This is a genomic window from Chroococcidiopsis sp. SAG 2025 (genome assembly GCF_032860985.1).
In the GTDB taxonomy this organism is placed as follows: domain Bacteria; phylum Cyanobacteriota; class Cyanobacteriia; order Cyanobacteriales; family Chroococcidiopsidaceae; genus Chroococcidiopsis.
Genome location: NZ_JAOCNC010000001.1, coordinates 5,788,788 through 5,800,965 on the forward strand (window position 1 = coordinate 5,788,788; position 12,178 = coordinate 5,800,965).

Genomic DNA, 12,178 nt, shown 5'->3' on the forward strand with positions numbered 1-12,178 from the left:
TTTAACTGGTCACTGGTCACTGGTCACTGTTAAAAGGGGGGAAAAACCAGAAAACTATGCTTGCCAGTTTAGTAAAAGTCTTGTTAATTGAAGATAGTTTGGCAGAAGCCAGATTTTTACAAGAGATTTTGCGGCAAGCCAATCTCAGACACTTTCATCTGGTACATGTCAAGCGATTGGGAGATGCCTTAGCAGAACTGGATCGAGGGTTAATATCGTCACAACCCTACGATGCAGTTTTACTAGATTTGACTCTCCCAGATAGTCAGGGTTTAGCATCTTTACCTCTACTACTGCAACAAGCACCTAGCTTACCGATTGTCGTGCTGACGAATATGAACGATGACGAATTAGCAATTGAGGCAGTGCGACAAGGGGCGCAAGACTATTTAGTTAAACGGCAGATCGATGCTAAATTGTTGGTGCGATCGCTATGTTATGCGATCGAGCGCAAGCAGGCAGCAGAAGCTTTACAAGCCAAAAATCAAGCATTAGCAACCCAGGTGCAGGAAAGTGCAGTTGAGTTAGACAAAGCTAAGCAACTGAATCGATTTAAATCTGAATTTGTTTCGATGCTGTCACATGATTTTCGCAGTCCACTAACAACTATTCTTTTAGCAACTGGATTACTACAAAATAGCGAAAAAAAATTAACTGAAAAACAAAAACTAACCCATTTTCAACATATTAATGCTGCAATTAAAAATATGGCGCAGATGTTGGATGAAGTTTCTCTAGCGGGGAAAGCTGAAGCGGGACAACTTCAATGCCAACCTACCTATTTAGATATTCAAGAATTTTGCCGAGAACTAGTTGCAACGCTAGAACTGAGTGCAGCCAAAAAACAGATTGCTCTGATTTTCACCTATCAAGGAGAAATAGAAAAAGCATTATGGGATGAAAATCTGCTGCGACATATTTTAGCTAATTTCCTCAGCAATGCAATTAAATATTCTTCCGCAGGCAGTAGCGTACAATTTAATTTAATTGCTCAACCAGAAATGGTAACTTTTCAAATTCAAGATTGGGGAATTGGTATTCCCAAAGCAGATTTACAACAGCTCTTTCAACCCTTCCACCGCGCCAGCAATGTCGGTAGCACTCCTGGTACTGGCTTAGGACTGGCGATCGCTAAAAAGTGTATTGAAGCCTGCGGTGGCGAGATTTATGTGGAGAGTGAAGTCGATGTAGGAACCACATTTACTGTCATTTTACCCGTGGTCTCCGTACCAATCTAAATGCATTCGCCATCAAATTTCTCTACTAACTGTAGATTCAAATTGATACTAGAGATAGATGCACTAATTCTGAAGACAGATAACCCGAACAAAATTAGAGTAACGGTAACAAAGCCTACGAACCCTTTTACTGAAGCCGAATAATCTAGCAACAAAAGGATTTTACCGAACAACCCGATCTGACGGGCAAATGCGATCGCACTTGCTTTAAAGTAACTCTCGTAGGCTAGATCGATGACACAAGCAGTTAAAAAACAGAAATTAAATAAAGTCGAGCAAGCCAAAGCTAAGAAACACCCTCTATTACTCAAACAAGAACTAGAACACTTCGCCCAAATTGGCTGGGAAGCAATGGACGAGTTCGAGCGAGATTTCGGACTTAAGTGGTTGGGTTTTTTCCATCGTCCAGTGACTCCTGGTAAGTTTATGATGCGGATGCGGATACCCAACGGCATCTTAACTAGCACTCAAATGCGAGTCCTAGCAGAAATCGTACAGCGCTACTGCCAAGGTGCGGGATTTCAAGACCAAGGTAACGCAGACATTACCACGCGCCAAAACTTACAACTGCGTGGCATCCGCATTGAAGATATTGCTGATATTATCAAGATACTGGCACAAGCTGGTCTAACCTGCGTCCAGTCAGGGATGGACAACGTGCGGAACATTACGGGTTCCCCTGTAGCTGGAATTGATGCCAACGAACTGATTGATACGCGGGGATTGTGCCGCATTCTCCAAGATGCCATTACCAACAACGGTGAAGGTAATCTCGAACTGAGCGATTTACCCCGAAAATTTAACATAGCTGTGGCTGGTGGTCGCGATAACTCCGTTCACGCCGAAATCAATGACCTCGGCTTGCTTCCAGCATATAAAGATGGAACACTGGGATTTAACATCATTGTCGGCGGTTATTTTGCCCCCAATCAATACGTGAGCGCAATTCCCCTTGATGCTTGGATTCCTCCCGAAGATGTGGTTGCTTTAACTCTGGCGATGATGATGGTCTATCGCGAAAATGGACCGAGGGAAAACCGCCAAAAGTGCCGCATGATGCATCTAATTAACCAATGGGGGATAGAAAAGTTTCGCGCTGAGGTAGAACAACGGTTTGGTAAACTACTAGCCACAGCCGCAGAAAAAGATGAAATTGACTGGGAAAAACGCGACCATATTGGAGTTTATCAGCAAAAACAAACAGGATTAAATTATGTCGGATTGCACATTCCTGTCGGTCGTTTATATGCAAATGAAATGTTTGAACTGGCACGAATGGCAGAGGTTTACGGTAATGGAGAAATTCGCCTCACTGTCGAGCAAAATTTAATTATTCCCCATATTCCCGATACGCGCTTGAGTGCGTTTTTAGCCGAGCCTTTGCTAAAAGAGCGTTTTACAATTGAACCAGGAACTTTAAATCGAGGTTTGGTTTCTTGTACTGGAAATGAATTTTGCGGTTTTGCAATTATCGAAACTAAAAACCGTGCTTTGGCAATAGTTAAGGAACTCGAACAAGAGTTAATTTTAACTCAACCAGTGCGAATTCATTGGACTGGTTGCCCTAATTCCTGCGGTCAACCTCAAGTTGCAGATATTGGTTTTATCGGCACGAAAACGCGCAAAGACGATCGCACGGTGGAGGCAGTAGATATATGGATGGGTGGTAAGGTTGGTAAAGATGCCCACTTAGGTAAAGAGGTGATGAAACGAGTTGCTTGTGAAGATTTAAAATCAGTAGTACGGGACTTATTGGTCGAACATTTTGGGGCAAAAATTAAAGAGGAAACATTGGTAGGTTAGATCCCCCCAACCCCCCTTTTTAAGGGGGACTTTGGTTAATTTATATGTAGGGACGCACAGCTAGCTGTGCGCACCTACCAGCCGACATTTAATCAAGAGGGCTTTAGATTGAGGCGATCGCACCATTGCGGCGTTTATCTCCCGCACCTGAAATGATTCCCGACTCATCTTCCATGACTGTATGCACGCCGCCAAAAAACATATTCTGCTTATTCCATAACAGAGATTTCTCGTCAGTAGAAATGAGGTTAGCGATCGCCTCTTCACTCCATCCTGGTTCTAGATTCAAGACATTATCTTCCCAATGCAGGCGAGAACTATTTACGGCTAAATCTACAGGCATTTGAAAGTCGATAATATTGGAAATAACTTGTAAAATTGCCGTTCTAATTCGCTTAGACCCACCAGACCCTAAAACAATTTCGGGACGGTTATCTTTTAATACAATTGTAGGCGACATCATCGAAGAAATTCGGACGTTCTCTTGCCATTGATGAAAACCATGCGGATTTATATCATCCTCGCCTAGCATATTATTTAGCATAATGCCCGTGCCTGGGATAATGTAACCACAACCCTCTCCATTAGAAGTCGTGACACTCGCGGCATTACCTTCATCGTCAACAACGCTTAAATGGGTGGTACTACCCCATTTATTCACTACTGAATTTAATTGCGATGCATATTCTTTAATTTGAGCAGCAGCTAAAAATGTTTCTGATATGTTAGTTTGATAAACATTAGTATCGTACTTTTCTTTTCGAGCGCGATCGGTTAATCGCATGATTGCTGTGAGAATTTGTAGGTGCTGCGGCGTGCCAAAACCAATTTTACTAAGATCGAATTGAGACAGCAATTCTAAAGCAAAAGCAATTAGAATTCCTCCTGAACTAGAAGGTGGATTTGTTAATAATGTATTTCCTCGATAGTTAATCGTCAGTGGTTCTCTCTCAATAACTTGATATTGTGCTAAATCTGCATCAGTTAAGTAACCGCCATCAGTTTGACAATCTTTAATTAATTGCCGTGCAATATCTCCTCGATAAAACTCTTGCACTCCTCGTTCAGCAAGATAATTTAAAGTTGCTGCAAAATCAGGCATGAATAATTTATCCCCTACCTCCAGCAACACTCCTTTTGGTGCGTAAATTTGCCGTGCTGCTTTGGTAGCTGTCAAAATTGGTTGTAAAATTTGCCAGCAATAAGTTTGAAATTCATTCACTTCTATACCATATTTAGCATAGTGAATTGCTGGTTCGGTAACAACATGAAAAGGTAATTTTCCTAATTTTTGTTGAACGTGAAAAATCCCGCCAATATTTCCTGGCGTAGCGATCGCACCCAGTCCAATATGAAATTCTTGCACGGCATCGCCAAAATTCACATCTATGGGGTAAAAATTAATTTCTTGGTGAGGTCTTTTATGAATAGGAGTTTGGGAAAAAAAATCAAATAAAATATTTTGATTTGCTTGAGTATGAGCTAAAAGAAAACCTCCACCAGCAGCAGAAGTCAGAGATGATTCGGTGACAAATGAAGCTAAAACAGCAGCGGCGGCGGCATCAAAAGCATTACCACCGAGGCGAAACATTTCAATTCCGGCTGCGGCGGTTCTTGCATCTCCAGCCGCGATCGTACCGCGTATAACCTTGCCCATGTTTGCAGACTACCACAAAAGAAGTCGTAGGGGCGGGTTTACCTAGAATTTCTGTTCACTACAAAGTTTTTTGGTAAACCCGCCCGTACAGAAATCAGAAGTTGAAAAAAGTGTGATTCATTACAGTTTATAGTACACTGCATAAGAGAAAATCAAACATGGGTGAGTATCTAGGTTAGGAAAAATCAATTTATTAAAAGTAAGTCATACGATCCTTTTTAAGCTGCCGTCTACTTTCTGTTCCCTGATAACTGATAACTGATGAATCCCTGCTGGGTATTAGATCGAGTTGGAAATGGTGCGATCGCGGCTGTAGCCTTACATGACGGTCATGATGTCAGACAAGAAGTTGCAGATTTAATGGTCATCAGTGAAGCCGATCGCTGGCGAGAAGAAGACCCGTTTACGGCAGCTTGGACGACGATCGCAGATACGCAAATTGTAGTGAAGCGATCGCGGTTTGAATTAGATCTCAACCGTCCTAGAGAAAAAGCAGTTTATATTCACCCCAGAGATGCATGGGGTTTGGAAGTTTGGCAATCCATGCCATCAGCTGAAATTCTTGCCCGTTCCTTGGCTGAATACGATACTTTTTATGCTAATTTAGAACAAATTTTTAGAGATTTAGAACGCCGTCACGGACGTTTTGTTGTATTTGAACTGCATACTTACAATCATCGCCGTTTGGGACGAGAGGCTGAACCTGCCGATCCGAGATATAATCCAGAAATCAATTTAGGTACTGCCACGCTGGATCGCGATCGCTGGCATTCTGCGATCGAAAGTTTTCTCTCGGATCTGCGCAATTTTGACTATTTGGGCAGACAACTCGACGTAAGAGAAAATGTCAAATTTCACGGCGGACATTTTCCCAGATGGGTACATCAAAAGTTTCCCGATTCTGCTTGCGTCCTCTCAATTGAAGTCAAAAAGTTCTTCATGGATGAATGGACGAACGAAGTGGATTTAGAGCAATTGGAAGCGATCCGTCACGCCTTACAATCGACCGTACCAGGAATATTGAAGCAACTAATGGCAGACGGCAGAAGAAAATATTAATTTTACCCCATGTGTGCCTTTTTTCTTAGCCCCCTTTTTAAGGGGGTTAGGGGATCGAAAAACTGTGCTACTCATCAAGCGATCCCCCCTAACCCCCCTTGAGAAAAGAGGGGAACAAGAGAAAGTTACACCGAAGCGTTAATTTTGCTAATTTAGCGGCTAGGTGCGATCGCGATTCGAGTCAACGGCGGACTCAAGAAAAACCAGAGGTTTTAAACCCGCGCACCATCCGGGTTTTGTCTGTGTAGTTGCGAATTCTATTCGCCCCATCTCTTCGTACTACGATCGGTAAATAGTCAGGTAGGAATTCACCTACCTGACTGAGAATTTATCCAATATTAACTTTCACAACTTTATTCTTTTCTTCTTCTGCTTTCGGCAATGTGAGAGTTAGAACACCATTTTGGTAGTTAGCTTGGACGTTTTCATGCTGAATTCTCGATGGGAGTGGAATGACGCGACGGAACGAACCATAACGAAATTCAGACCGAGTTACGCCTTTTTCTTCTGTCTTGGTTTCAGATTTACGTTCGCCGCTAATGGCTACAGCTTCAGCCGTTACTTGTACGTCTAAATCTTTAGCTTCCATTCCAGGAACTTCGAGTTTCAGGTGAATTGCTTCTGGTGTTTCTTGCAGTTCTGCTGCGGGTACGAACGCCATTCCACCATTACCACCAGTGCGAGGTGACAAGCTGTCAAACAAACGGTTCATTTCTCTTTGTAAGCTGCCAAATTCGCGGAATGGTTCCATTTCAAATTCGCGGAATGGTTCCCAACGTACTAGTGCCATAATTACCTCCGAACTTTGCTGTATCTCTAGCTAATGTGTATCACTTACAAACGCGATCGCGATTAACTGAATTTCCGACTCAACAGCTGTTTATTTGTCGGGGGTTGACTTTGCTCAACCCAATATCAGGCTATCAAAGGCAGTCGTAGGGGGATGTTCGGTTCTTTGCCTATGCCATGTTCTTCTTACCGTAATTCAATGAAGTAGGGTGCGTTACTTAACGCACCCTACTATGAACTCTTATTGTTTCGACCTACTTAAATAAGCTGTGGGTTCTAAAACCCAAATTGAATATCCTTTCGGATTTTTAATAATTAAAGCATCGTTTCCTTTTTCTTGTAGTTTAGCAACCATACTTAAGGCTTTTTCTCGGTCTTTAACTGATTTAAAAAAACTATAATATCGCTTGTTAAACATAATTGCAGCCATCCGCTCATTTGAATCTGGGATGCAAATATGACAAGTATAGTACTCACCAGGGGAGAGAAATGGATTGTTTTGAGGAGCGCGGTTGGAAGATGAAATCGTAGGTTGCATAATCTTTTCTTTTATATATTGACCCAGCAGAGGATAAGTTGCAGATAGCGATCGCCCGAGCGTAAATATCATTCCTATTATTAAAATATGTAAACTTAGGCATGAGTGCATACCGTACCATTGCGGATTTCCACAAAAATAGGTAGCACGGCTGTGCTACCCAACAGACAAAAATTCTTTGTAGTAGGGTGCGTTACATAACGCACCCTACCATTATCTAGTCACTGGTCAGGAGTCACTGGTCAGGAGTCACTGTTTATTTAGACTTGCACCAAATGATAGGGACTAGTCAACTTATCCAACTGCTGTACTAACAAACTCAGGAATAATCCTACGTCTGTCACCACACCGACAGATTCAACCGAACCGCGATCGCTCAGTTTTGTGACTACGGCGGGGTTAATATCGACGCAGACCATTTTCACCCCAGCAGCCGTCATATTACCTACGCCTATCGAATGCAGCATTGAGGAGAGCATTAAAATCATATCTGCTCCCTGCAATAACCGAGCATATTCGGTTTGAGCCTTAATTAGATCCATCTCGGTGTCGGGTAAAGGACCATCATCCCGAATCGAACCTGCTAAGCAGAAGGGGACGTTGTGACGGACGCATTCGTACATGACTCCGCTTTGTAATACGCCTTGCTCGACAGCCTTGGCAATACTGCCATAACGCCGGATCGTGTTGATAACCTTCAAGTGGTGGCGGTGTCCTCCCTGTACGGCGACTCCCCGCTTCATATCAACACCAAGGGAAGTCCCCATCATATTTTGCTCGATATCGTGGACGGCGATCGCATTTCCACCCAACAAAGCTTGCACGTAGCCTTGGCGGATTAACTGCGATAGGTGTTCCCCGCCACCAGTATGAATTACCACGGGTCCAGCCGTGACAACGACCTTACCACCTTGGTCGCGCACTTGTCGCAGTTCCCAAGCTACTTGTTCCACCACTAATTCGACGCGGCGTTCGCTGGAAACTCCAGCAGACATAAAGCTAAATTCCTGCTTGTTGCGCTGTTCCCGCGATTCCGTCTTGCGAATGGTACGGATACCTTCAATCCCGACGATGACGTGTTCGCCAACTTCCAAATCCCGCAATAACTTGCACCGAGCCACGGGACTACCATCAGAGTTAAATGTAACTGCGATCGCGCCATCCATCCGCTGATTTTGTACCTTCACCCACTCGCAATTTACCCGCACTTCCGTGGGATAAATCGTCGTGACGTAAAAATCATCGGGAGCTACACCCGCTTGATGTACGGGTTCCATATTCACGTCGCAAACTTCTTGCGGACGCGGCACAGCACCCAAATCGATCAGCTGAGATATTATCTCTTCCATCACGTCGCGCGAAGGAGCTGTCACCTTCACCTCGGCAGAAGAAGTGCTTTGTCGCTGTTCTCCCAAGCTAAAATTCAGCACTTGGAAGCTACCACCATTTTCCACGATCGCATCTAAAGCGCGGTTGATCAAGCCAGAATCGAGTAAATGTCCTTCCATACGGACAGCACGGCTTTCCACAGGCGTGCTGGCGTGGACTTCTTCCCGTACTGGTTCTGTCACCCGCAACGTCAAACATTTGGCGGCTCCCCCAGCTTTCAGAAATTCTGTCAGCGGGGTTTCAATTACCTGAAATCCCAATTTAGTCAAGCGAGCTTTTAAATCTTCACTCGCCTTATTCATCACCACTACCGAGTCGATGTTGACGGCGTTACAGGCGAAGTTCACCGCATCGGCTTCTTTAATCGCGATCCGCTTTTCCGCCGGAACCCGCATTTCAATCAGACGGTTGGAATAGGAATCAAAAGCTGGAGGATAGTAGAGTAGATAACCGCCGCTGAGGGGACAAAAACAGGTATCGAGGTGATAGAAGCGCTCGTCCATCAAGCGCAAGGATAACACTTCAATATCAAGCCATTTGGCGAGATAAGGGTGAGAATCGAGTTCGGAACGGAAGCCATACCCAGCCCATAACCAGCGTCCTTCCCGATCTAGCAGTGCATCTCCAGCACCTTCAAATGGTAAGTCTTTAGGCAGTTCGTGTACCGTGTAACCTTTGGACTCAAACCACTGCTTGAAGAATGGTTCTTCTCCCTGACGCTCCTTGTGGAAGAAACGGCTGAGGACAACTGTATCCCCCAAAACCAAGCCTGCATTCGCAGTAAATACCATATCTGGTACGCCTGGTTGCGGTTGCACCAAATCGACAACGGCTTGTTCCTTCAAGACGTGGAACAACTTTTGCCACTGTTCGACGGCGCGATCGCGGGAGGACTTGTGAATGTTACCCTCCATCCAGGGGTTAATCACGTAGTCCACATCATAGTGGTCGGGGGCGCACATTAAGAAGCGGATCGAAGAACTCATAGAAAGCTTTCTATTGGGTCAAGATGACAAACTCTTCATGAATACAGATTTTTATGTCACCAATTCTGTAGAAATTGTTACGGAATCTGTACTCAATGCAACTACATTGCAACTGCAATTCTAGATCTTCATTCTATTACTTTGAGGAACAGTAGGATGAAATGGCTTGTGAAGGGGCGATAACTACGCTCGCGCTTCGCAATTCTTGATGAGATTAAGTATTTACTCTTATTGGCTGAATTAGCGATATTGCAGCTATTTTTAATAATTTGCGTGTTAGCTTAACTAATTTGCTGTAGATAAAAGCCAATTGAGTATAGGTGGGCAATGCCCACACTACTATAAAATCGCTACTATAAAATCGCGATCGCTTAGAATAACGACAGATTATGGCGATAAATTAGTCAAGCTTACTTGATTTTTAGCTTGCTAGCAAATAGCACGAACTATTTCCCAATTCTGCCATTTTTAATATTTTCTAAATAATTCACGACGAAGGGTTAGCAACTAAATAATAATCGCGCTTTTCAACCTGTAAACCCATTACCAATTACCATTTACCAATTACCCAATCTACTTTTGTATTGCAAAAATGCAGCTATTTCCCATCATAATTAGCCGCTAAATTCAAAAACTACTACTTTTTCTTAACATTTGACTTAATAATGAAAAACGTTATGTTAAGCTGTTGGCGCAAGTCACATTTGAGGAACTAGAGAAAAGCAACAGCTTTCCATAAATTTACCTATATAGATTTACCAATAAATATTACGGATAGAGCTAGTAGTGTCACAATTTAAACTACTAGAAAAACTACATTGTGACAATATTTTATTTTGCTTTTAATTCTAGTGTTGTGCTTAAACTCAACAAAAACTTGCGCAATATATCCAGTATTTTGACTTTTAGTTTTTAACTTTTGACTTTCAGGGAGGCTCTTTGTGTCAGAAAACTTACAATTAAAAGATGTTGAATTTTCCCTTTGGGATGAAGAACCAGTTCAACTAATTAACCAAATTCAACCACATGGAGTCATTGTAGTTTTAGAAGAGCCAAACCTCAAAATTTTACAAGTCAGTACTAATGCATTTTCTGTTTTTGGAATTTCATCTGAAGAATTGGTTTTGCAGAATCTAGAAGATTTGCTCGACCCTTACCAAATAGAAAGGATCAAAATAGGACTAGCAGAAGAAAATTTCGATCTGCTCAACCCTATAAAAATTTGGTTGAGAGTCAAAGGAGACGATTACGTAGTATTTGACGGCATATTTCATCGCAATCGAGATAAATTACTGATTTTAGAATTAGAGCCAGCTCTAACTCAAGAAAACATTCCATTTTTAAGTTTTTATCATCTAGCTAGAGCCTCAATTAATCGATTAGCAACAACAACAAAATTACAAGATTTCGGTCAAGTTATCGTTCAAGAAGTACGTAAAGTCACGGGATTTGACCGCGTAATGCTCTATAAATTTGACAATGACGGACATGGTGTTGTCATTGCCGAAGAAAAATTAGATGATATGGAAGCTTATTTAGGATTGCACTTTCCCGAGTCGGATATTCCTAAACCAGCGAGAAAACTGTTTTGTTCCAATTGGATTAGAATAATTCCCAACGCTCATGCTAAACCAGTAGAACTTTTTCCTTTAATTAACCCGACAAATTTACGTCCGCTAGATTTGACTCATTCAACTTTAAGAAGTGCGTCTTCCTGTCATCTTAAGTACTTACATAATATGGAAGTGGGTGCTTCTTTAACAATTTCTTTAATTAAAGAAGACAAACTTTGAGGATTAATTGCTTGTCACCATCGATCGCCTAAATATGTATCTTACGAACTACGTAAAGCTTGTGAGTTTCTCGGACGGATGATTTTTGCAGAAATTTCGGCAATAGAAGAAACAGACGATTACGACTATAACCTTCACATCACATATGTGCGATCGCAACTAGTCGAATATATGTCGCAAGCCGAAAACTGGATTGATGGTTTAGTTAAACAAGAACCGAACTTATTAGAATTAGTTGATGCTCAAGGAGCCGCCATCTGTTTTAATAACGAATGGACGACAATTGGGCAAGTTCCAAAGCCGGAAAACTTAAATGTCATCGTACAGTGGTTAAAACATCAATTTCGAGATGAGGAAATTTTCTACACGGATACCCTACCACTAGTATTTCCAGAAGCAGAAATTTACAAACATGTTGCTAGCGGTTTGTTAGCAATTCCTATCGCCGATAAAAGCTACATTTTATGGTTTCGTCCTGAAGTCATACAAACAGTCAATTGGGGTGGTAATCCGCATGAGGCATTTGAATTCGGTCAGGAAAATGACAGCGTATATTTGTCTCCCCGCAAATCCTTTCAATTGTGGCAAGAAACTGTACAGGGTAAATCTTTGCCGTGGAAAAAAGTAGAAATCAAAGCCGCGATCGATTTGCGTAAAGCCACAATTGAGGTAGTTTTAAGACAAGCAGAAGAACTCTCGCAAATCGCATACGACTTAGAACGTTCTAATGCCGAACTGAAAAAATTTGCTTACGTCGCTTCCCACGACTTGCAAGAACCATTAAATCAAGTTGCAAATTACGTCCAGTTGTTAGAGATGCGCTATCAAGAACAGCTAGACGAAGATGCTAGAGAATTTATTAGCTAGTGGGACTTTGTAAGAAAGATGGAGCAAATTGAGCTAGAATGCGGGTAGGAGTTGCGTTT

Annotated in this window: 7 protein-coding genes and 1 pseudogene; 4 read left to right on the forward strand and 4 right to left on the reverse strand. The window is 42.4% G+C overall.

Going from position 1 to position 12,178, the window contains the following annotated elements; translation table 11 throughout:
• Positions 1-56 precede the first annotated feature (56 nt).
• Both N4J56_RS28390 and N4J56_RS28395 read left to right on the forward strand, forming a co-directional pair.
• A complete protein-coding gene (locus N4J56_RS28390) occupies positions 57-1,238 on the forward strand; it encodes a hybrid sensor histidine kinase/response regulator (protein ID WP_317109485.1) in 1,182 nt (393 codons plus the stop codon).
• 234 nt (positions 1,239-1,472) lie between these two features.
• Positions 1,473-3,041 carry a ferredoxin--nitrite reductase gene (locus N4J56_RS28395; protein ID WP_317109487.1) on the forward strand — a complete coding sequence of 523 codons (1,569 nt, stop codon included), beginning with the start codon at positions 1,473-1,475 and terminating at the stop codon, positions 3,039-3,041.
• A 103-nt stretch (positions 3,042-3,144) separates the two neighbouring features.
• On the opposite strand, the gene ggt is transcribed toward N4J56_RS28395, so the two are convergent.
• Positions 3,145-4,698, reverse strand: a complete 1,554-nt coding sequence (gene ggt / locus N4J56_RS28400; RefSeq protein WP_317109489.1) for a gamma-glutamyltransferase — start codon at positions 4,696-4,698, stop codon at positions 3,145-3,147.
• A 261-nt stretch (positions 4,699-4,959) separates the two neighbouring features.
• Between ggt and N4J56_RS28405 the strand changes: the two genes are divergently transcribed.
• Complete coding sequence (locus N4J56_RS28405) at positions 4,960-5,757, forward strand: N-formylglutamate amidohydrolase (RefSeq protein WP_317109490.1); 798 nt, start codon at positions 4,960-4,962, stop codon at positions 5,755-5,757.
• 328 nt (positions 5,758-6,085) lie between these two features.
• On the opposite strand, the gene N4J56_RS28410 is transcribed toward N4J56_RS28405, so the two are convergent.
• The 3 genes from N4J56_RS28410 to N4J56_RS28420 form a co-directional block, all read right to left on the reverse strand.
• Positions 6,086-6,547, reverse strand: coding sequence for an Hsp20/alpha crystallin family protein (locus tag N4J56_RS28410; RefSeq protein WP_317109491.1), 462 nt, complete (start codon positions 6,545-6,547; stop codon positions 6,086-6,088).
• Between the two features lie 240 nt (positions 6,548-6,787).
• Positions 6,788-7,156, reverse strand: coding sequence for a hypothetical protein (locus N4J56_RS28415; RefSeq protein ID WP_317109493.1), 369 nt, complete (start codon positions 7,154-7,156; stop codon positions 6,788-6,790).
• Between the two features lie 188 nt (positions 7,157-7,344).
• A complete protein-coding gene (locus tag N4J56_RS28420) occupies positions 7,345-9,459 on the reverse strand; it encodes a TIGR00300 family protein (RefSeq protein ID WP_317109495.1) in 2,115 nt (704 codons plus the stop codon).
• Positions 9,460-10,400: 941 nt separating this feature from the next.
• Between N4J56_RS28420 and N4J56_RS41320 the strand changes: the two are divergent.
• A pseudogene (locus N4J56_RS41320) lies at positions 10,401-12,116 on the forward strand (GAF domain-containing protein); the annotation flags it as partial.
• Between the last annotated feature and the right edge of the window lie 62 nt (positions 12,117-12,178).

Coding starts and splice junctions, on each gene's coding strand:
- N4J56_RS28390 (WP_317109485.1), top strand. CDS start 57: ATGCTTGCCAGTTTAGTAAAAGTCTTGTTAATTGAAGATAGTTTGGCA.
- N4J56_RS28395 (WP_317109487.1), top strand. CDS start 1,473: ATGACACAAGCAGTTAAAAAACAGAAATTAAATAAAGTCGAGCAAGCC.
- ggt (WP_317109489.1), bottom strand. CDS start 4,698: ATGGGCAAGGTTATACGCGGTACGATCGCGGCTGGAGATGCAAGAACC.
- N4J56_RS28405 (WP_317109490.1), top strand. CDS start 4,960: ATGAATCCCTGCTGGGTATTAGATCGAGTTGGAAATGGTGCGATCGCG.
- N4J56_RS28410 (WP_317109491.1), bottom strand. CDS start 6,547: ATGGCACTAGTACGTTGGGAACCATTCCGCGAATTTGAAATGGAACCA.
- N4J56_RS28415 (WP_317109493.1), bottom strand. CDS start 7,156: ATGATATTTACGCTCGGGCGATCGCTATCTGCAACTTATCCTCTGCTG.
- N4J56_RS28420 (WP_317109495.1), bottom strand. CDS start 9,459: ATGAGTTCTTCGATCCGCTTCTTAATGTGCGCCCCCGACCACTATGAT.